The sequence below is a fragment of the Arthrobacter cheniae genome, assembly GCF_003602275.1.
GTDB classification, from domain to species: Bacteria; Actinomycetota; Actinomycetes; order Actinomycetales; family Micrococcaceae; genus Arthrobacter_D; species Arthrobacter_D cheniae.
The window spans coordinates 473,764-494,724 of the sequence record NZ_QZVT01000002.1 but is presented as its reverse complement, the minus strand read 5'-3'; the positions used below and the strand labels follow the sequence as shown (position 1 = coordinate 494,724).

Genomic DNA, 20,961 nt, shown 5'->3' with positions numbered 1-20,961 from the left:
TCAGGGCTTTCCGATCGGGGCGGGGGCCGGTGCGGCGGATTGCGCGGGGGAGGAAGCGGGGGCTGGCGCAGGGGAGGAAGCGGTGGGGGAGGAAGCGGCGGCTGGCACGACGGAGGGTGCGGCGGCTGGCGGGAGCGGGGCGGCCCGGTATACGGGACCGAAGGCGCGCGCGAGGTTGCCGTGGGTCAGGACGGCAGCAGGGTCACCCTGCGCCAGGACTCGTTGATGCAGCAGGATGGCCTCGTCACACAGTTCGGGGACGCCGGCGAGATCATGGGTGGAGACCAGCACCGACCTGCCCTCGTCGCGCAGGTCCTGCAGGAGCGCGGTCATCGTGCGCTCACTCGACCGGTCGACGCCCGCAAAGGGCTCATCGAGCAGGAGCAGCTTCGCATCCTGGGCGATGCTGCGGGCGATGAACACGCGCTTGCGCTGGCCGCCGGACAGCTGACCGATCTGGCGCCGCCGGAGATCGGTCAGGCCGACCCGCTCGAGGGCCTGATCGACAGCGGCGCGGTCCGCAGCACGCAGCCGTCGCGCCGGACCAAGGCGTCCGTACAGTCCCATGGCGACGACATCGGACACGGACACCGGGAACGTCCAGTCCACCTCCTCGGCCTGTGGCATGTAGGCGACGAGTCCCTGCTTCCTGGCGCTCGCGGTGGTCCGGCCGAAGAGCTCGACGCTGCCGGACTGCGGGGCGAGCAGGCCCATGAGCGCCTTGAACAGCGTCGACTTGCCCGAGCCGTTGACGCCGATGAGACCGCAGATCCTGCCGGGTGCCAGGGTGACCGAGACGTCGTCGAGTGCCTGGACGTCGTCATAACGGACGGTCAGGTGCCGGACGTCGAGGACCGGTGCGCCCGCTGGGAAGCCTGTCGGCACAGGATGGACCGTCATCTGGTGAGTCCTTCCGCGATGGTTCGCAGGTCGTAGCGCAGGAGGTCGAGGAACGTGGGTACGGGCCCGTCGGCTGCCGAGAGGGAATCGACGTACAGCGTCCCCCCGAGCCGGGCCCCGGTGGCCAGGGCCACCTGCTCCTGCGCGGAAGGGTTCACCGTCGACTCGCAGAAGAGTGTCGGCACCCGGTTCTCCTGTACGAAGTCGATGAGACGGCGGATCTGCCGGGGCGTACCCTCGGAGTCCGCGTTGACGGGCCAGATGAAGGCCTCCTCGAGGCCGGCATCCCGGGCCAGGTAGGAGAACGCTCCCTCACAGCTGACGAGCGCAGGATCATCGAGGTGAGCGATATCCTTCTTGAAACTCGCGAGGATCCCGCCCAATTCAGTGTTGAGTTCGCGGCCGTTGTGTTCGAACTCGGCCGTGTACTCCGGCGCGAGACGGGAGAGGGCATCCACGGTGTTGTCGACGTACGTCTGGGCGGCGACGGGCGACATCCAGGCATGGGGGTTGGCGCGCCCTGTGTAGTCGCCGGAGCGGATCTCGACACCTTCGATGCCGTCGGAGAGCACCACGTGCGGAGCGTCGACCGAGTTCAGGAATCGCTTGAACCACCGCTCCAGCCCGAGCCCGTTGTCGAGGATCAGGTCCGCCTCCTGCGCCCGGACGAGGTCCGAGGGCGTCGGCTCGTACCCGTGGATCTCGGCGCCGACCTTCGTGATCGACTCGACGCGCACGTGACCGCCGCCGACGGTGTCGGCAAGGTCGGCGAGGACGGAGAAGGTCGTCAGGACGAGGAGCCGCTCATCCGGATCGGGCGCAGGCGCAGCATGGGCGACGCACCCCGTCAGCAGCAGCACGACGGCGGAGCAGGATACGGCGCGTATCCCCCAGGACGACCGACGCTCGGATTGAGGCATACCTAAATCTAGCGTTTAGCCATGCCGAAAACTAGGTATCGAGGAGGGATGAACGCCAGGCGTGCGTGTAGTAGGGGATGCGCAGGACCGCCCGGGGCGGGAATGCGAGGTAGTCGGTCAGGTACCACCGCAGGTTGCTCTCAACCCGCGCCTGCAAGGCGGGCGTGGCTCGCTGGTAATAGCTGCGGGAGCGCGCCAGATCGACGACGTCGGGCACCGTCAGTTGCTGCGTCCAGTGCACGAGGAGTTCCTCGGGCGGGCCGAAGAGCGGTCCGAGCGATGGCCGATCCTCGGGAGAGAAGACATCGCCCGCGTGCATGATCCTCGACAGCCGGTGGACCCAGGGGACCGAGACGTCGAGCTGATTCCACACCAGGCCGAGACGACCGCCTGGCCGCAGCACCCGTGCGGCTTCCCTGACCGCGGCATCGTGGTCGCACCAGTGCCAGGTCTGTGCCAGCGCGAGCACGTCGGCCGACGCCCCGGGTAGGTGCGATTGCTCGGCCGTACCGACGACGACGGGCACTGCGGGCAAGTGGGTCGAGAGAACGGCCAGCATGTCTTCCGACGGGTCGACGGCCGTCACCTCGAGCCCGCGTGCCACCAGAGCGCGGGTGAAGAGACCGGTTCCGGCTCCGACGTCGACCGCCTGGCTGGCACCGGCGGGGATCAGCCACTCCGTGACTGCCTCCGGGTAACCGGGCCGTACGCGGTCGTAACGGCCGGCTCCGGACAGATAAGCGGCTGCCATGTCCCGCCGGCGCTGCTCGTCGAGCTTCGGGCCGATCCTCATCGATGCGGACCCGGACGAACCCGGGCATCGAAAGGACCGGAAGGGTGGCGGCTGCTGCTAGAGGAGGTCATCCACATCGGGGTTGAGGGTGCGCAGGACCTCACTGTGCAGGGTGCCGTTGGTTGCAAGCGCATTACCGCCGAAGGGTCCGTCCTCGCCGTCGAGGGAGGTGAACCGGCCGCCGGCCTCGGTCACGATCGGCACGAGTGCGGCCATGTCGTACAGCTTGAGTTCGGGCTCGCACGCGATATCCACGGCGCCCTCCGCGACGAGGCAGTAGGACCAGAAATCGCCGTATGCGCGGGAGCGCCAGACGCGATCCGTGAGGTTGACGAATTCGGCCAGGGCGCCGCGTTCGCGCCAGCCCGACAGGCTGGAGTAGGACAGCGACGCATCCTCGAGCCGTGAGACATTGGAGACGCGGAGGCGCTGCGCTGCAGCGAGCGATTTGCCGGTGTAGGCGCCGGTACCCTCCGCTGCCCACCAGCGCTTGCCCAGTGCGGGTGCGCTCACCAAGCCGACGACAGGCTTGCCGTCGTCGATCAGGGAGATCAGGGTGGCCCAGACCGGCACGCCCCGAACGAAGTTCTTGGTGCCGTCGATGGGATCGATCACCCAGCGGCGTGACCCGGAGCCGGTGCTGCCGTACTCCTCGCCGAGGACGGCGTCGCGGGGCCTGGCCCTCGAGAGCTGGCCACGGATAGCCTCCTCGGCGCTCTTGTCGGCGTCCGTCACGGGCGTCAGGTCCGGTTTCGTCTCGACACGGAGGTCGAGTGCCTTGAAGCGGGACATGGTCTGGTCGTCGACCGAATCGGCCATGATGTGGGCCAGACGAAGATCGTCGTTGTAGCCCTGCGTGAAACTCATACCGATCAACCTATCGTCTGGGCGGGCCTTCGGACGCTTCGGGCGCGGGCGAGGACGGCCGATGACAGCAGAAAGCCACCGCGGGCTTGCGCCTCACGGTGGCTTTCGATCCGTCGCCGCAGAGCGGCACGGGGAGTATTAGAGAACGGTGATGTTCTCGGCCTGGGGACCCTTGGGGCCCTGGGTGGTCTCGAAGTTGACCTTCTGGTTCTCTTCGAGTGAACGGTAGCCGTTCGAGTTGATCGCGGAGAAGTGGGCGAACACGTCAGCGCCGCCGTCCTCGGGAGCGATGAAGCCGAAGCCCTTTTCGGCGTTGAACCATTTCACTGTGCCAGTAGCCATGTTGTACATCCTTACCTGGGAGAGCCTCCGACGTTCGGGGCTCATCGTGGTGTTCGTTACCCGCTTATCGTCAAAAGCTGTCGAACTCCAGGTGGAGGGTCAAGGCTTGAAATTTAATGCGCAAACAACAACAGGTCTCAGTCTAGCATCCTTCTGCCGCGCTTCCGGTGACCGCGCCTTCGGCGCCATCACCCGGGGTCACTGCTGGCCGAGTTCCTTCGCGTCGTGCGCGTTGCCCCGCGGGTCGCCAATCCCTGCTGTGAGGAGCCGCCTCAGGCTGCCCAGCCGGACGGGTCCGGAGTCTCCGGCGAGACCTTCCGCGACGAAGCTGTCCAACCCGCAGTCGACGGCGTTGTCATCGTGCCTGCATCCCCGCTCGCAGCGCTCCGTCCCGGGTTCGAGGTCGGGGAACGCCTTCAGGATGCGGTCGGCATCGACGTGCGCCAGTCCGAAGGACCGGATGCCGGGCGTATCGATGATCCAGGTGCCGGGTGCCGCGTCGGCGGCCTTGAGGGCGACGGCGGACGACGACGTGTGGCGTCCCCGGCCCGTGACGGCATTGACGCCGCCCGTGGCGCGGGTGGACCCGGTGAGGGCATTGACCATGGTGGACTTGCCCACGCCTGAATGGCCGAGCAGGACGCTCACCTGACCGTCGAGCTCGTCGCGCAGCGCGTCCACCGCCCCGTGGGAGAGACGGGCGGACTCGCCGTCGTCCGACGTGGCCTCGATGCCGACGCCCTCGTCGGTCCGGCTGATGATCACGCGCAGGTCGAGGTGCTCGTAGTTCGCCAGCAGAGCCGCGGGGTCGCGGAGGTCGGCCTTCGTGATGCACAGCAGAGGTTCGATGCCGGCGTCGTAGGCGGCCACGAGGGCGCGGTCGATGAAGCCCGTCCTCGGCTCCGGGTTGGCGGCGGCGACGACGATCACCAGTTGGTCCGCGTTGGCGACCACGACGCGCTCCACTGGATCGGTGTCGTCCGCGCTCCGCCGCAGGACGGTGCGCCGCTCCTCGATCCGTACCAGCCGCGCGAGCGAGTCGGGTCCGCCGGAGAGATCCCCGACGAGTGCCACGAGGTCACCGGCGACGACGGCGTTGCGCCGCAGCTCCCGGGCACGCGCGGCGACGACGATGCGCTCGTCGGAGGTGTCCTCGTCGACGACGGTGGTGTACCGCCCGCGATCTACCGTCACCACGCGACCGGTCACGGCGTCCTCGTAGGCGGGGCGGTTCTTGGTGCGGGGGCGGGTGCCCTTCTTGTTGGGGCGGATCCGGACGTCGGACTCGTCCCAGGAACGGGATCCGCGGCGGTTGCCGGCTTCGGTCATGCGCGGGCACCTGTGTCAGCCAGGCCGGCGCTGCCGGCGGTGTCGGTGAGCGATGCCCACAGTTCGGGGAATTCCGGCATGGTCTTGGCCGTGGTGCCGATGTTCTCGACTTCGACGCCGTCGACCGAGAGGCCGATGATCGCCCCGGCCGTCGCCATCCTGTGGTCCTCGTAGGTATGGAAGACACCGCCGTGCAGGGGAGCCGGCCGGATCACGAGGCCGTCCGCCGTCTCCTCGACATCCCCTCCGAGTCCGTTGATCTCGGCGGCGAGTGCTGCGAGCCGGTCGGTCTCGTGTCCACGGAGGTGGGCGATGCCCGTGAGGGTCGACGGCGTCGTCGCCAGCGCACAGAGGGCCGCGACCGTGGGCGCGAGCTCTGAGGTGTCGGGGAACGTGCCGCCGGAGATCGAGGCACCGCCCGTGACGGTGAGGGTGTCGCCGTCGAGGCTCGCCGTCGCCCCCATCAGGGGGAGGATGCGCCTCCACTGGTCACCCACCTGGGTGGTGCCCTCGGGCCAGTTGCGAACGCGGACCGTGCCGCCGGTGACCACCGCGGCAGCGAGGAAGGGCCCGGCGTTGGACAGGTCGGGCTCGACGGCGACGTCGAACGCAGGGACGGAGCCGGGGGAGACACGCCAGTGGTTCGGCACGGAGTCGTCCACGACGACGCCGAGGGACCGGAGGGTCTCGACCGTCATGCGGACGTGATCCAGGCTTGGAACGGGTTTGCCGACGTGTTCGAGGTGCAAGCCCTCGGAGAAGCGGGTGCCGACGAGCAGGAGTGCGGAGACGAACTGCGAGGACGCGGAGGCGTCGATCACGAGGCGTCCGCCCCGCACGTGGCCCTTCCCCTCGATACTGAACGGCAGGCATCCGCTGCCGCCGTCGTCCACCGTGATCCCGAGGCCCCGCAGGGCATCGATGATGCCGCCCATGGGGCGCCTGCGGGCATGCGGATCGCCGTCGAACGTGGTGGTACCGGACACCAGGCCCGCGAGCGGCGGGACGAAACGCATGACGGTGCCGGCGAGGCCGCAGTTCACGGCGCGCACCGCGGCGGTGTCCTGATCACCCTGCAGGGGAGTCACCCGCAGATCCGGTCCGAAGTCGCCGTCGCCCTGGATCTCGTCGATGACCGCGCCGAGCGACCGGAGGGCGGAGATCATCAGCGCGGAATCGCGGGAGTGCAGCGGCCTGCGGAGGACGCAGGGGCCATCGGCGATGGCCGCGAGCACCAGGTAGCGATTGGTGAGGGATTTGGAGCCGGGAACCGCGAGCTCCGCATCGACGGGACGCGTCAGGCGGGGTGCCTGCCACCTGGACTGGCCGGACACCCCGCCTGAGGACGATGCCATGGAGCTTAAGAACCGACGACGTCGGCGGCGGTCTTGCGCACGGCCTGGTCGGCCTTCTTGAACTGCTTGCGTGCGTCCTTGCCGAGGCCCGCGGCGTTCTTCTTCGCGCCGATGGCGAGGTGCTCTGCGCGCCAGGCGATACCAGGGCGGCCGTTCGTGTCGACGGTGGCCAGCAGCACGGCGCCGATCAGCGAGAGGTTCTTGAGCAGCTGCGACCGGCGGGCCTTCTTGCCCGCAGGGGTGGAGGAGTCGGCCGACCGGTAGTCCACGAGGGCGTTGACCGTGGCCGTCACCGTGAGCAGGAGGGCGGCGACGCGGGAGAACCGGCCGATGCCAAGCAGGAGCGCGGCTCCTACCTGCGTAGCGCCGAGCACCTGGCCCACCAGCTTCTCGTTGCCGGTCACGGCGGCGGCGGACGGGACCACCTTGGTGATGGACGCGAGGACGGGCTTGAGCTGTGGGGCCGTGGCTCCGGCATTGCGCAGCCTGTCGATCCCGGAGAACACGAAGCTGCTGGCGATCATGGGTCGGGCTATAACGCGGACAAGGGTCACAACTGCCTCCTGGGGCCCGACAGCTCTGCCGGGGGTTGATTCGACGGATACGAAGCACGCTGGGTCTAGTTTTACACGCCTCGCCGGAGCGGTGCGATCCGGGACCGGGCCGGCCCGCGGGGTTGCGGGACAGGGAGCTGCACCGCAGGGCCGGCATCCCCCTCAGGAATGGACGACAGGAATAGAAGGCTCCGGGACGAGGTTGGAGCAGGTGTACGGAAACTCGCAACGGAAGAAGGGTCGCACGGATGACGGTGCTACAGACCGCGGCGGTCGACAGACCAGGATTCCAGCTCTCGACGTCGATCCAGCGGGGCGGCACCACGGCGCCGCGACAGGGCGGACGAGTAGACTTCGACTCGATGAATACAACAGCCCCCGCAGGCAGCAGCCAGGCCGAAGATGCACAGTTGGACGTGTCGACGGAGTCGGAAGCCGACCGCAAGGCACGCTTCGAGCGCGACGCGATGCAGTACGTCGATCAGCTCTACTCTGCCGCCATGCGTATGGCCCGCAATCCCAGTGATGCGGAGGACCTGGTGCAGGAGGCCTATACCAAGGCGTTCTCGGCGTTCCACCAGTACAAGCCGGGCACGAATCTGAAGGCGTGGTTGTACCGCATCCTTACGAACACCTATATAAATCTCTACCGCAAGCGGCAGCGCGAGCCCCTGCAGTCCCACTCGGACACCATCGAGGACTGGCAGCTCGCCAAGGCCGCGGAGCACACCTCCATGGGATTGCGTTCCGCTGAGGCCGAAGCACTGGACCATCTGCCGGACTCCGATGTGAAGAGTGCGCTGCAGGCCATTCCCGAGGAATTCAGGCTCGCGGTCTACTTCTCGGACGTCGAGGGCTTCGCGTACAAGGAGATTTCGGAAATCATGAATACGCCCATCGGGACCGTCATGTCCCGGCTGCACCGCGGGCGCAAACTGCTGCGCGAGCTCCTCGCGGAGTACGCGCACGAGCGGGGCCTCGGTGCCACCGCAGGTGCGGGTGCCAAGAAGCGGGTTGCACCTGGGGCAGCGGGCAAGGAACAGGAGATGAAGAAATGAGCGATTGCGAGAGTATGGGCGATTGCGCCGACTCGAGGATCGAGCGGCTGTACGAGTACCTCGACGGTGCCCTGTCACACCAGGACCTGGTGGAGATCAAGGACCACCTGAACGGTTGTCCGGAGTGCGCCGAGGAACATGACCTCGAGTGCGTGATCCGGTCGGTCGTCAAGCGATCCTGCACCGAGGTGGCGCCATCGACCCTGAAGGCGAGCATCCTCGACCGTATCAGCCAGCTCAAGACGGCAGCCCACTGACCTTCAGTAGCTCGAGGTCGCGTCTTCGGCGGACAACTCGGCGAATGCACGGTTGAACGACAGAACCTCCGGAACCCTGACGGGCCGGAGGTTCTGTCGTTGGTGCTACCACCATGCTTTCAAGGCCTGAACTCAGGCGTTGGGGCGCTTACCGTGGTTTGCGCCTCCGCGCTTGCGGTCGCGACGCTTGCGTGCTCGCTTGCTCATGGCTGCCTCCTTCTTCTTCCGGCACTGTAGTCGTGCAGAACTGCACCCAAGTCTCCCATACGGCGGTGGGCGTCACCTAAACAGCCTGCCTCCGCCGATCAGGGCCACCTCCTTCGCGGCACGGCCGGCCCCTAGGATTGAAGGACCATCCATGATCGAAGGAGCTTGTGCATGCGCGCCGCCTACGTAGCCACCCAGTCCGCGGATGATCCGCTCGCCGGGCTCACCGTCGGAGACCTGGACCTCCCGGACGCGCCCGTCGGTTTCCGGCGGGTGAGGGTCGTCGCATCCTGCCTCAACCATCACGACCTCTGGTCGCTCAAGGGAGTAGGACTGTCGCAGGACAGGCTGCCGATGGTCCTGGGATGTGATGCCGCCGGTCTCGACGACGACGGCAACGAGGTGATCGTGCACGGCGTGGTGTCCTCGCCCGAGTGGCGCGGCGACGAGACCCTGGACCCGAAGCGTTCGCTCCTGTCGGAGCGCCACCCCGGCACGATGGCCGACTACGTGTGGGTTCCCGAGCGGAACCTCGTCCCGAAACCTCCCGAGCTCACTTTCGAGGAAGCGGCCTGCCTGCCCACGGCCTGGCTCACCGCCTATCGCATGCTCTTCACGGTCTCTCCGGCCGCGCCCGGGGCCACCGTCCTCGTGCAGGGTGCCGGCGGCGGAGTCGCGTCCGCCCTGATCGCCCTGGCCTCGGCAGCGGGCTTCCGCGTCTGGGCCACGAGTCGGAGCGCGAAGAAACGGCAGCGGGCGCTCGAGCTCGGCGCCGACCAGGCGTTCGAGGACGGTGCGCGGCTCCCCGAGCGCGTCGACGTCGTCTTCGATTCGGTGGGTGAGGCGACGTGGGCCCACTCCCTGAAGTCCCTCGTGCCCGGTGGGACGGTGGTGACGTGCGGAGCTACCAGCGGTTCCGCGCCCTCCGCCGACCTCAGCCGGGTGTTCTTCCTCCAGCTGCGCGTGCTCGGTTCGACGATGGGGACGCGGGAGGAGCTGGTGCGGCTCACGCGCTTCCTCGTGGCCACCGGTGTCCGGCCCGTGATCGACACGGTCCTGCCCCTCGATGATGCTGCCCGGGGGTTTCGGCGCATGCTGGCCGGTGACGTCTTCGGAAAGATCGTCTTCCGTCACTGACCCGGCAGACGGCGCAATTGCAGACGAGGAACCCTCCGTGCGCGGAGGGTTCCTCGTTGTTCCTGCCGGACCGTCCTACTCGGACGAGCCCGCCGCCAGGAGGGCGGTGCGCTGCTCCCGCCGCAACGACTGGATCGCAGGGTCCGGCACGGGCGCTGCTGCAAGCAGGCGGCGCGTGTACGGGTCACGCGGATACTTGAGGACCTGCTCGGTGCTGCCCTGCTCCACCAGGTTGCCCTTGTTGAGCACCGCGATGTGACTCGCCAGGAGTTCGACGACGGCGAGGTCGTGGCTCACGAACAGGCAGGCGAATCCGCGTTCCCGCTGGAGCTCCTGCAGGAGCTCCAGCACCTTCGCCTGAACCGAGACGTCGAGCGCCGATGTCGGTTCGTCGGCCACGAGGAGGTCCGGTTGCAGTGACAGCGCACGGGCGATGCCGACGCGCTGGCGCTGACCGCCGGAGAGCTCGTGCGGGTACCGGTTGCGGAAGGCGACCGGCAGCTGCACATCCTCCAGCAGGGACGCGACCCGCTTGTCGAGCGCCCCGCGGCCCAGCTTCTGATGGAGGAGCAGAGGCTCGCCGATGCTCTCTCCGATGGACATCCTCGGGTTGAGGGACGCCGCGGGATCCTGGAAGACGATGGCGAACTTCTTGCGCAGCGGCAGGAGCTGACGCGCGCTGAGGTCCGTGATGTCGGTGCCTCCGATCCTCACCCTTCCGCCGGAGGTCCTGATCAGTCCCGTCACGGCGCGCGCGATGGTCGACTTGCCGGATCCGGACTCGCCCACCAGGCCCAGGACCTCACCGGGGTTGATGGTCAGGGAGACACCGGACACCGCCTTGAAGGGCGGTTGCCGGAACCGGCCCGGGTACTCGATGTCCACATCCGTGAGTTCCAGCGCCGGTACGACGCCGGACGCCGTATGTGTCTCCCGCGCCCGCAGTGCTGCCTCCGCGTACTCCTCGTGGATGCTCAGGTGCCCGTCGACCACCTCGACGTCGGTGAGGACACCGCCCACCTTGGAACCCAGGTGCGGGACGGCGCCGAGCAGCTGCTTCGTGTAGGCCTCGGCCGGGGCCGCGAACAGCTGGGCCGTCGGCGCGGCCTCGACGATCCTGCCCCGCTCCATCACGATGACGTGGTCCGCGAGGTCGGCGACCACGCCCATGTCGTGGGTGATGAGGAGCACGGCGCTGTTGAGCCGCTTGTTGAGCTTGCGTAGCAGGTCGAGGACCTCGGCCTGCACGGTGACATCGAGCGCGGTGGTGGGTTCGTCCGCGATCAGGAGCATCGGATCGTTGGCGAGGGCGATGGCGATCATCGCACGCTGGCGCTGGCCGCCCGAGAACTGGTGCGGGAAGGAGTCGTAGCGGCGCTCGGCCTCAGGGATCTCCACCATGCGCAGCAGCTCGATGGCGCGCTTCTTGGCCTGGGCCGGCGAAAGCTCCGTGTGCTGCTCGACCGCCTCGCGGATCTGCTCGCCGACCGTCAGGACCGGGTTCAGCGCCGTCATGGGTTCCTGGAAGATCATCGCGATCTCGTTTCCGCGCACGCGGCGGAGCGTGCCCTGCGGCGCTCCGATCAGTTCCTTGCCGAGCATCTTCGCGCTGCCGTGCGAGCGTCCGTTGCGGGGGAGGAGGCCGAGCAGGGCCATGGAGGACATGCTCTTGCCGGATCCGGACTCCCCGACGATGGCGAGGATCTGGCCGGGGTGGATCTCGTAGGAGACGTCCTCGGCGGCCATCACCCACTCGTTGTCGACGTTGAAATCCACGCCGAGCCCCTTCACCGCGAGGATGGGTCCGCTCTCGACGGGTGCCTGTTCGTCCGTCATGATGACCGAGCTGTGTGCTGCCATTACTGCTTCACCCTTGTCTGCTTGGGGTCGAATGCGTCGCGCAGGCCGTCGCCGATGAAGTTGACGGCGAGGGCGATGCCGATGATGAACGCTCCGGGCCACAGGAACAGCCACGGCCGCACCGTGAGGGCCGAGCGGTTGTCATTGATGGCCTTGCCGAGCGAGGTATCCGGCGAGACGACGCCGAGGCCGAGGTAGCTCAGGGCGGTCTCGAGCAGGATGGCTCCGGAGATGGCCAGGGTCGTGGAGACGATGATGACCCCGACGGTATTCGGGAGGATGTGCCGGAAGATGATGCGGAACGAGCTCGCGCCGACCGACTTGGCGGATTCGACGAACTCCTTCTCCCGGAGCGACAGGAACTCGCCGCGCACCAGCCGGGCGAGTCCTGTCCACGTGACGATGCCCAGGAAGACTGCGAAGGGGATGATGCCCGCCTTAGCGACGATTCCGGCGACCGCTGCCGCGATGACGACCGTCGGGATGGTGATGACCACATCGGTGATGCGCATGAGGAATGCCTCGGTCCAGCCGCGGAAGTAGCCGGCGAGAGCCCCGACCGTGGTGCCGATGACCATGGCAACGAGTCCGACGATGAAGGCGATGATCAGCGATGTCTGCGTTCCGCGCATCGTCAGGGCGAAGTAGTCGCGTCCGAGGACGTCCTGTCCGAAAGGATGCTCACCGAGACTGAACGGCCACAGGGTGAGCGTGGGACGGCCCTCGTTGAACCGGGCGGCGAGGACGTCGTAGTCCTTGTTCCACCACCCCGGGATGCCGGCGAAACCGATGGAGCTGAAGGCGAGCAGGAAGATCAGCGCCAGCAGTGCGATTCCGGCGAGGGCTCCCTTGTGCCGGAAGAAACGTTCCCTGATGAGACGGCCCTGGCTCTTGGCCTCGGTGGTGCGGATGCGGTCCGTCTGCGCCCGTGTCGGAGCGGCGGTCGCGATGTCCGTGTCCTGGCTCTGCAGGGTCATCTCGGACAATTCGACAGACGGGCGGGAATCGTCCCGCGGGTTCTGGTGATTGCTCATGATCCCGTCCTAGCTGAGGGTGATGCGGGGGTCGAGGAACGCGTAGGCGATGTCCGCCAGCATGTTGAAGAGGACGGCGGCCGTCCCGACGACGAGGAAGAAGGCCATGACCGGCCCCGGGTCCACGTTCTGGATGCCGTCGACGAACATCTTGCCCATGCCGTTCCAGCCGAAGACCTGCTCGGTGATGACGGCGCCACCGAGGACGCCCGCGAAGTCGAAGGCCATCAGGGTGGTGATCGGGATCATCGCGTTGCGGAACGCGTGCTTGACCAGCACGGTCCGCTCGCTGAGGCCCTTGGCCCGCGCGGTGCGGATGTAGTCCTGGTTCATGACATCGAGCTGACTGGCCCTGGTGTACCGCGTGTAGGTCGCGAACGAGATGAGTGTCAGGGCGATGGTCGGCAGGATCAGGTGCAGTGCGTAATCCAGGTTGATCTCCCAGAAGGTCCCGGCGAGGTTGGCGGACTGGGAGCCGGTCGTCGGGATGGGCCGGCCACCGGCCTTCGCCGAGAGCGTCGGATAGGCCTGGAGGAGGCGGTCCACGACGATGAGCAGGCTGACCGAGACGGCGATGACCGCTCCGATCTTGGCTGCCTGCGCACGGAACGGGCCGCCCACGACGCCGGCGACGATGTACGACACCACCGCGAGGACGACGACGAGTGCCAGCACGATGAGCCAGTTGGTATCCGCCAGGAGGGGAATCGACACGAGGTAGCCGACGAAGCCCACGCCCGCTGCCGCGAGGGCGGCATGCAGGACACGACGACGGCGGAAGCCGGCGAGCAGGGCGGTCCAGAGGACAGCGATGCCTGCGGCCGAGACCAGCATGCCGACCAATCCGAGGCCCGGGGTGACGAACCAGCGGGACACGAGGAGGAGGTAGAGGGCAAGCGCCGTCGCCACTGCGGCAATGGCGAAGACCGTCAGCCTGCGCCGGCGGTCACCGCCGACGACGACCGCCCATATCACGCCGGCGACCACCCCGATCAGGGCGATCGTGAGATACGAGAATTGTGGATTCGCGAGCCAGGTGTTCAGGTCGATCGCCAGGTACTGCTTCAGCAGCGTCGAGAGCCAGAACAGGGGGAGCGAGAACAACAGGAAGGAGATGAAGGTGACCGAGTAGTCGAAGGTGCTGTACTGCCGGATCGCCGTCACGATACCCACGACCACGCCGAGCACGAGTGCCAGGACGGTGGCGACGACGACGAGGCGCAGCGTCGAGCCGACGGCGTTCTCGAGTTGGGGCAGAACGGCTGCTCCCGTGCGGTCCAGCCCGAGCGTGCAGCTCACGCCGCCGGGGACGAGGCAGTGGCCGACGTCCTGCAGCCAGAGGAAGTAGCGGGGGATGGGTGGCACGTCCAGGTTCATGGCGGCAGTACGCGCTGCGATGGTGGCGGCCTTCTCCGGGCCGCTCGCCTCACCGAGGTCCTCGAAGGGGTCACCCGACGAAATCGTGAGGAAGTACATCAGCGTGGTCGCTGCGAGCATGATGAAAAACGAGATGATGGTTCGCTTGACGATGAAGTAGAACACGTGGGGGCTCCTAGGAAACGGTGCAGGCTGTAGCTGTGCCGGGCATAGGGACGGGCAGGCCCGAGGGCCTGCCCGTCCTCATGCTCATCCGGAAGAGGCGATCAGTTCTGCTTCGTCCAGCTGTAGGCATTCCAGGTGATGCCGGTCTGCGTCGGGTTCAGTTCCACGCCCTGGAGCTTCGAGGAGTAGCCCGCGATGTTCGGGTTGGCGTAGAGCACCACGTTGTACTGCGTCTCGGCAAGGCGCTGCTCGAGTTCGCTCTTCAGGCCGACGACCTTCTCGGTGTCCGTGTTGGTCACGATCTCGCTCCAGATACGGTCCACCTCTTCGTCGGTGTAGCCGCCGAAGTTCTGCTCGCCGCCGGAGACGTAGATGGATTCACCGGAGGCGACCAGGCCGGAACCGGCCCAACCGAAGACCACGGCATCCCAGGCACCGGGCTGGGAGAGCTTGGCGCTCCACTCGGCCTCGGGCTGCGGGGTGATCTCGAAGCCTGCCTTGTCGCAGCTGTCCTTGATGAGGGCGACCTGGTCCGCGCGCAGCTGGCTCGTCGATGCGTGCATCATCGAGACCTTGACGGGCTCGGTCTTGCCAGCCTCGGCGAGGAGCGCCTTGGCACCCTCGATGTCGGCGACGCCGTCGCTCTCGGCGGCGGGAGCGCCTTCGAGGACCGTCTCGTAGTCGGCCTGCGCAGGCTGGTACTCGTGCAGGTTCAGCACGGAGCCTTCCGGGTCGACCGGCGTGACGAACTTGTCGACCATGTCCGCTACCGGGATGCACTTGGCGAAGGCCTGGCGCACCTTGAGGTCCTCGAAGACGGCGCCGGGGCGCTGGTCGAGGTCGACGTGCGAGAAGGTCAGGGACTGACCGGTGTCGACCGTCACGGTCTCACCGATCTGCTCGAGCGCGGTCTTCGTGTCGACGGTCGGGCTGGAGGGCTCGATGATGTCGACGTCGCCGTTCTGGAGGGCCTGGACGGCTTCCTCGTCGACGACGGTCTTGAAGACGATCGTGTCGGTCTTGCCGGCACGCTCCTCACCCCAGTACTGGTCGTTCTTGACGAGCGTCAGGGTCCCGTTGGCCGCGTTGTCGAGGACGTAGGGGCCGGATGAGGGAAGGATCGCGGTGTCGGGGAGGGTCGGGAGGTCGGCTTCGTAGTTCCAGCCGGTGTTCCAGAACTCCGACACCGGGGTCAGCGCCGCGCGGTCATCGTTCTGGATGGCTTCGACGAGTTCCGCGCCGTCGCCCTCGGCCGACAGGCCGGCCTGCTCCGCAGCGATGTGCGCGGGCATGAGGGCGGTCGACATCACGGACTCCCAGTCCGCGTAGGGCTCGCTGTAGACGACCTCGAATTCCTTGGCGCCCGGCTCGCCTTCGGGCATCTCCATCTGGCCGAAACCATTGGTGGAGGACGCCAGGAAGAGGTCCGCCTCGGCGCCGGATTCCGGATCGGTCTCGCCGCTGGGATGGGTGCCCGAGAAGGCGGCCCACTGCAGGAGCACGTCATCGAAGTCGATCGCGGTTCCGTCGGACCAGACGGCATCCTCATTGATGGTGTATTTCACGGTGAGGGGATCGTCGCTGGTCTTCTCGTAGGTGCCGAACTCCTCGTTCTTCTCGAGGTTGCCCTCCGCATTGAAGGCGACCCACGAGCTGGTGGTGAGGTTGTCCACGTAGGTGTTGTAGACGGCGTTGGTTGCGGCCGTGCCCCCGTTGTAGGCGGTGGGTGCCTGGCTGATCGCGATGTTGATCGTCGTCGCCAGATCCTCCGTGGCGCCTTCCGATGCCGGGGTCTCGGCAGTTCCACCCGCGGATCCGCAGGCACTCAGCATGAGTGCCCCGATGGACAGTGCGGCGAGCGTCATGGTGCGCTTATTACGCATTCGATAGTCCTTACTGTGCTTGGCGCGGGGGACGCAGTGATGTCCCCCGAGGCGGATTGCGGCAGTGACGGCAATCACACTCGGACAGCATAGCGAAGGATTGTTGCCTCCGGACACTCAGTGAACCAGTGATAACCCATTTGTTACCTGGGCGAAACATGCGCTTCCCGGGCAATGAAAAAAGCCCCGGAGACGGCGTGTCTCCGGGGCTTCAGCGGCGTGCGCTCATCTATTCTGGCGCCGGCACATCGAGCCACTGGAACCAACCGCGGTGCAGGACGAGCCAGGCGATCAGGCCGTACCCGGCCTGCGCGGGCGTGCCGCCATTGGCGGCGAGATCATGGCGCCACTGCTCGTGGGCGAGCAGCGGGGTGAAGGTGTCGACGAAGACGTGCTTGCGCCGGGTGGTCACGTCGCCGAAGGCTGCCGAGAGATCGGCGAGGCGCCTGTTCCGCTCCGCATCGAGGCCGGGAGGAGGGCCGACGACGAGGACCTTGACGTTCGTCTGCGAAGCACCATCGAGGATATTCGCGAGGTTGAGGCGGCTCCTCGCCGTCGACAGCTCGAGGTCGAGGTCGCGGTCGGACAGGCCGATCACGAGGCGGTTCTCGAGACCGTCCCCGAAGCGCCGCCCGACCTCCTGCAGCCAGCGGTTGGCAAGGGCCTCGGTCCCCTCGCCGGGCGCCGCAAGGCTGTAGGCCTCCACCGTCGCGTTGTCCGGCCTGGTGCGGGCCATCACGCGACCGAACCAGCCGAGGGCACGAGGATCACCGAGCCCCGCGAGGAGTTCGTCGCCCACTGCTGCTAGCCGGATTCTGCGTTGTTCCACTGGTCCCTCGGTGTGCTGGTCGTCGATGTACTGGTGATCGGATGCGGTGCTTGTCGGGCTCGGACACCGGGCCGTTCCGGCCGCATAGGGGCTCGGACCGAACCTCGACGGGCCTTAAAGACATCAGGTGGGGCGCTCGACCCCACCTGACATCATACTGATGGCTTTCTATTGCCGGCCGAACGCCCTCTTGATGAGGAGTTCCTGCTCGATCGCATGATTCTTCCCCGAGCCTGTTGCGGTGGAGGCCGACGCCGGCCGGCTTGCCAGACGCACCGGCCTGTCGAGCTGCTGCGGGAGGTTGAGTCCGATGAACGGCCACGGTCCCTGGTTCGCCGGCTCGTCCTGCGCCCAGACGATCTCCGCACCGGGGTAGGTCGCGAGAGCCGCCCTGATCTCGTCGAGGGGAAGCGGGTAGAGCTGCTCCACGCGGACGATGGCCGTCTTGCCGTCGTCGAGCTTCTGGCGCGAGGCCAGCAGATCGTAGTAGAGGCGCCCCGACACCAGGATCAAGCGTTCGACGTCGTTGCCCGGCGTCTCGAGCGTGTCCGGGATGACAGGGCGGAACGAACCCTGGGTGAAGTCCTCCACTGAACTCGCTGCTCCCTTGAGGCGCAGCAGCTGCTTCGGCGTGAAGATCACGAGGGGCTTCCGCGGGCGGTTGTACGCGTGTCGACGCAGCAGGTGGAAGTGCGAGGCCGCGCTGCTGGGATTCGCGACGACCATGTTCTGCTCGGCGCACATCTGCAGGAAGCGCTCGATCCGCGCCGACGAATGGTCCGGTCCCTGCCCTTCGTAGCCATGGGGGAGCATCAGCACGAGGGAGGAACGCTGTCCCCACTTCTGCTCCGCGGAACTGATGAACTCGTCGATGATCGTCTGGGCGCCGTTGACGAAGTCCCCGAACTGCGCCTCCCAGATGACGAGCGCGTCGGGCCGCTCCACCGAGTAGCCGTATTCGAAGCCCATCGCTGCATACTCACTGAGCAACGAGTCCCAGACCCAAAACTTCGCCTGGTCCTTGGCGAGGCCGTCGAGCGGCAGCCATTCACGGCCGGTGGCGCGGTCGTGGAAGACCGCATGCCGCTGCACGAACGTACCGCGGCGCGAGTCCTGGCCTGCCAGCCGCACGGGGACACCCTCCATGAGCAGCGAACCGAAGGCCGCGATCTCGCCGAAGCCCCAGTCGATGCCGCCCTCCCGCGACATCTGCTCACGCTTGTCGAGCAGGGCCTTGAGCTTGGGGTGGACCGTGAAGCCGTCCGGTATCGAGGTGTGGGCGGCGCCGATGTGAGCGAGGGTCTCCGCACTGATGGCGGTTCGACGTGCACCGGTCTCGCCGGCGTCGGCCTGCTGCGCGAGGGGACGCTCGAGGTCCGACACCGCCTGCGGGTCCTTGGTGATGATCGGGATGGGAGATGTCTGCGCGGCGTGCGTCTCCGCGAACACCCGCTCCAGGCGCTCCTGGTAGTCGCGCAGTGCCTGCTCGGCTTCCTCCTGGGTGATGTCACCGCGGCCGATCAGGGCCTCGGTGTACAGCTTGCGGACCGAGCGCTTGGCCTCGATGAGATTGTACATCATCGGCTGCGTCATCGAGGGGTCATCGCCCTCGTTGTGCCCGCGACGGCGGTAGCAGACCATGTCGATGACGACGTCCTTCTTGAACCGCTGCCGGAACTGGTAGGCCATCTGGGCCACCCGGACCACGGCCTCGGGATCGTCGCCGTTCACGTGGAAGACCGGCGCCTGAACCATCTTCGCGACGTCCGTCGAGTACACGGAGGAGCGCGACGACGTCGGGCTGGTGGTGAAGCCCACCTGGTTGTTCACGATCACGTGGATGGTACCGCCCGTGCGGTAGCCACGGAGCTGCGACAGGTTCAGCGTCTCCGCAACCACGCCCTGGCCGGCGAACGCCGCATCTCCGTGGATGAGGATCGGAAGGACGGGGAAGCTGTCGCCCTGGTCGAGGAGGTCCTGCTTGGCGCGGACGATGCCCTCCAGGACGGGGTCGACGGCCTCGAGGTGCGACGGGTTGGCAGCGAGATAGACCTTCGTCTGGTTCCCGGCGTCGGAGGTGAAGGTGCCCTCGGTGCCCAGGTGGTACTTGACGTCTCCCGAGCCCTGCACGGAGCGCGGATCCTGCGTGCCCTCGAACTCGCGGAAGACCTGTGCGTAGGTCTTGCCGGCGATGTTCGTCAGGACGTTCAGGCGGCCACGGTGGGCCATGCCGATCGCGACCTCGTCGAGGCCGTCGTCGGCAGCACCCGAGATCACGGCGTCGAGCAGCGGGATCAGCGACTCGCCACCTTCGAGGGAGAATCGCTTCTGCCCGACGAACTTCGTCTGCAGGAACGTCTCGAAGGCCTCCGCCGAGTTGAGCTTGTGCAGGATGCGCAACTGCTCCTCACGGCTCGGCTTCGAGTAGGGGTGCTCGAGCTCGTCCTGGAACCACTGCCGCTCGACGGGGTCCTGCAGGTGCATGTATTCGATGCCGGTGGTGCGGCAGTAGGCATCACGCAGGACGCCGAGCATGTCGCGGAACTTGAGCATCGGCTGGCCGCCGAAACCGCCGGTGGGCCACTCGCGGTCGAGATCCCACAGGGTGAGCCCGTGGGTCCGGATGTCGAGGTCGGCGTGCTTGCGCTGGACGTACTCCAGCGGGTTCGTGTCCGCCATGAGGTGGCCGCGGACGCGGTAGGCATGGATGAGCTGCTGGATCCGGGCGACCTTGTTGATCTGGTCCATCGGGTCGACCTGGATGTCGGCGCTCCAGCGCACGGGCTCGTAGGGGATGCGCAGCGACTCGAAGATCTCGTCGTAGAAGCCCTGCTCGCCCAGCAGCAGCTGGTGGATGATGCGCAGGAACTCGCCGCTGCCTGCACCCTGGATGACGCGGTGGTCGTAGGTCGACGTCAGCGTGATCGTCTTGCTGATCGCGTGCTTCGCGAGGATCTTCTCGCTCGAGCCCTGGAACTCGGCGGGGTACTCGAGGGCACCGGCGCCGATGATGCAGGCCTGGCCCTTGGAGAGGCGGGGAACGGAGTGGACCGTACCGATGCCGCCCGGGTTGGTCAGGGACACCGTGGTGCCGGCGTAGTCGTCCGCGCCGAGCTTGCCCGCGCGGGCCTTCTTCACGAGGTCCTCGTAGGCATGCCAGAACTCCGAGAAGTTCATGGTCTCGGCCTTCTTGATGTTGGGTACCACGAGGGAGCGCGTGCCGTCGGGCTTCGGCATGTCGATCGCGAGTCCGAAGTTCACGTGGGCGGGCTGCACCGCCGAGGGCTTCCCGTCGATGACCTCGTAGTAGACGTTCTGCGAGGGGAACTGGGCCAGCGCGCGGATGATGGCGTAGCCGATGAGGTGGGTGAAGGAGACCTTGCCGCCGCGGGCACGGGCGAGGTTGCTGTTGATGACCACACGGTTGTCGATCAGCAGCTTCGCGGGGATGGCCCGCACGCTGGTCGCGGTCGGGACGCTGAGGCTCGCCTCCATGTTGGTGGCGATCGCTTTGGCAGGCCCGCGGAGCACGCTGACCTTGTTCTCCTCCATCTCGGCGTTGCGGTCCGAGGCCGGGAGCTGCGCCGGGATGGGCTTTCCGGCGGGCTTCTCCTCGCGCGAGGTCTCCGGCTTCTTAGCCGGCTCGTTCGCAACAGGGGGCTTGCCGCTCTCCTGCGTGCTGGCAGGGCTCTCGCCGGACGCCTTGGGAGCCGGGGCCTCGGTCTTCACGACGGGGAGTTCCTTCGTCGGAGGGTGCGCGGCGACAGGCGTGGAAGGCGTGGGACCGCTTGCTGCGGGTCCGGTAGGAGTCGTGGACGCGGGGGCTGATGCGGGATCTGCGGGCCTGTCTGCCGAGCGCCGGCCGTTTTCCGTCGGAGCATTCTCCGCATCGAACGCATCGAACAGGTCCCACCACTTCTTGTCGACGGAGTGGCGGTCCTTCTGGAACTGCTCGTAGAGTTCGTCAACAAGCCACTCGTTCCCGCCGAATTCTTCAGGTAGACGGTGGCTGGTTTGTTCTGGCACTTGGTATACGCCTCTTCCGTAAGTTGCCCTGAGCGCGGTGCGGTCGGCAGGACAGGCGTTAAGCCGTG

General features: G+C 67.1%; 18 protein-coding genes. 3 read left to right on the top strand and 15 right to left on the bottom strand.

Going from position 1 to position 20,961, the window contains the following annotated elements; all coding sequences use genetic code 11:
- The 8 genes from D6T63_RS05555 to D6T63_RS05520 form a co-directional block, all read right to left on the bottom strand.
- The gene (locus D6T63_RS05555) at positions 1-900 is read right to left on the bottom strand and encodes a metal ABC transporter ATP-binding protein (RefSeq protein WP_120148006.1); all 900 of its coding nucleotides are present in this window, start codon (positions 898-900) and stop codon (positions 1-3) included.
- On the bottom strand, positions 897-1,820 hold the full coding sequence (locus D6T63_RS05550; RefSeq protein ID WP_120148005.1) for a metal ABC transporter substrate-binding protein: 924 nt from the start codon (positions 1,818-1,820) through the stop codon (positions 897-899). Before D6T63_RS05550 ends, D6T63_RS05555 begins: the two co-directional genes overlap by 4 nt.
- A 31-nt stretch (positions 1,821-1,851) precedes the next feature.
- Positions 1,852-2,613 (bottom strand): class I SAM-dependent methyltransferase, encoded by a 762-nt coding sequence (locus D6T63_RS05545; protein ID WP_120148004.1) that lies wholly within the window; start codon positions 2,611-2,613, stop codon positions 1,852-1,854.
- 57 nt (positions 2,614-2,670) lie between these two features.
- Positions 2,671-3,480 carry a histidinol-phosphatase gene (hisN, locus tag D6T63_RS05540; protein WP_120148003.1) on the bottom strand — a complete coding sequence of 270 codons (810 nt, stop codon included), beginning with the start codon at positions 3,478-3,480 and terminating at the stop codon, positions 2,671-2,673.
- Between the two features lie 138 nt (positions 3,481-3,618).
- Complete coding sequence (locus tag D6T63_RS05535; RefSeq protein WP_043446208.1) at positions 3,619-3,822, bottom strand: cold-shock protein; 204 nt, start codon at positions 3,820-3,822, stop codon at positions 3,619-3,621.
- Between the two features lie 198 nt (positions 3,823-4,020).
- Positions 4,021-5,151, bottom strand: coding sequence for a ribosome small subunit-dependent GTPase A (rsgA, locus tag D6T63_RS05530; RefSeq protein ID WP_120148002.1), 1,131 nt, complete (start codon positions 5,149-5,151; stop codon positions 4,021-4,023).
- A complete protein-coding gene (gene aroA, locus D6T63_RS05525; RefSeq protein WP_120148001.1) occupies positions 5,148-6,506 on the bottom strand; it encodes a 3-phosphoshikimate 1-carboxyvinyltransferase in 1,359 nt (452 codons plus the stop codon). The genes rsgA and aroA overlap by 4 nt, the downstream gene beginning before the upstream one ends.
- 5 nt (positions 6,507-6,511) lie before the next feature.
- Positions 6,512-7,060, bottom strand: a complete 549-nt coding sequence (locus D6T63_RS05520; RefSeq protein ID WP_120148000.1) for a DoxX family protein — start codon at positions 7,058-7,060, stop codon at positions 6,512-6,514.
- A gap of 362 nt (positions 7,061-7,422) precedes the next feature.
- On the opposite strand from D6T63_RS05520, the gene D6T63_RS05515 reads away from it, so the two are divergent.
- On the top strand, positions 7,423-8,118 hold the full coding sequence (locus D6T63_RS05515) for a sigma-70 family RNA polymerase sigma factor (protein ID WP_182976889.1): 696 nt from the start codon (positions 7,423-7,425) through the stop codon (positions 8,116-8,118).
- Positions 8,115-8,375 carry a mycothiol system anti-sigma-R factor gene (gene rsrA, locus D6T63_RS05510; protein ID WP_120147999.1) on the top strand — a complete coding sequence of 87 codons (261 nt, stop codon included), beginning with the start codon at positions 8,115-8,117 and terminating at the stop codon, positions 8,373-8,375. The genes D6T63_RS05515 and rsrA overlap by 4 nt, the downstream gene beginning before the upstream one ends.
- Before the next feature lie 132 nt (positions 8,376-8,507).
- On the opposite strand, the gene D6T63_RS20195 is transcribed toward rsrA, so the two are convergent.
- Complete coding sequence (locus D6T63_RS20195) at positions 8,508-8,582, bottom strand: 50S ribosomal protein bL37 (RefSeq protein ID WP_104061284.1); 75 nt, start codon at positions 8,580-8,582, stop codon at positions 8,508-8,510.
- A gap of 171 nt (positions 8,583-8,753) precedes the next feature.
- On the opposite strand from D6T63_RS20195, the gene D6T63_RS05500 reads away from it, so the two are divergent.
- Positions 8,754-9,719 (top strand): zinc-binding dehydrogenase, encoded by a 966-nt coding sequence (locus D6T63_RS05500; protein WP_120147998.1) that lies wholly within the window; start codon positions 8,754-8,756, stop codon positions 9,717-9,719.
- Between the two features lie 75 nt (positions 9,720-9,794).
- Here D6T63_RS05500 and D6T63_RS05495 read toward each other — a convergent pair whose 3' ends face one another.
- From D6T63_RS05495 to D6T63_RS05470, 6 genes are all read right to left on the bottom strand, one after another.
- Entirely contained in the window at positions 9,795-11,579 is a 1,785-nt protein-coding gene (locus D6T63_RS05495) for an ABC transporter ATP-binding protein (RefSeq protein ID WP_120147997.1), read from the bottom strand.
- On the bottom strand, positions 11,579-12,613 hold the full coding sequence (locus D6T63_RS05490; RefSeq protein ID WP_235830565.1) for an ABC transporter permease: 1,035 nt from the start codon (positions 12,611-12,613) through the stop codon (positions 11,579-11,581). Before D6T63_RS05490 ends, D6T63_RS05495 begins: the two co-directional genes overlap by 1 nt.
- A gap of 9 nt (positions 12,614-12,622) precedes the next feature.
- Complete coding sequence (locus D6T63_RS05485) at positions 12,623-14,155, bottom strand: ABC transporter permease (RefSeq protein WP_120147996.1); 1,533 nt, start codon at positions 14,153-14,155, stop codon at positions 12,623-12,625.
- 101 nt (positions 14,156-14,256) lie between these two features.
- Positions 14,257-16,038 (bottom strand): ABC transporter family substrate-binding protein, encoded by a 1,782-nt coding sequence (locus tag D6T63_RS05480; RefSeq protein ID WP_120147995.1) that lies wholly within the window; start codon positions 16,036-16,038, stop codon positions 14,257-14,259.
- Positions 16,039-16,267: 229 nt separating this feature from the next.
- Positions 16,268-16,867 carry a GDSL-type esterase/lipase family protein gene (locus tag D6T63_RS05475; protein WP_120147994.1) on the bottom strand — a complete coding sequence of 200 codons (600 nt, stop codon included), beginning with the start codon at positions 16,865-16,867 and terminating at the stop codon, positions 16,268-16,270.
- A 168-nt stretch (positions 16,868-17,035) separates the two neighbouring features.
- Positions 17,036-20,893: a multifunctional oxoglutarate decarboxylase/oxoglutarate dehydrogenase thiamine pyrophosphate-binding subunit/dihydrolipoyllysine-residue succinyltransferase subunit gene (locus D6T63_RS05470; RefSeq protein ID WP_120147993.1), complete on the bottom strand. Its 3,858-nt coding sequence runs from the start codon at positions 20,891-20,893 to the stop codon at positions 17,036-17,038.
- Positions 20,894-20,961: the final 68 nt, after the last annotated feature.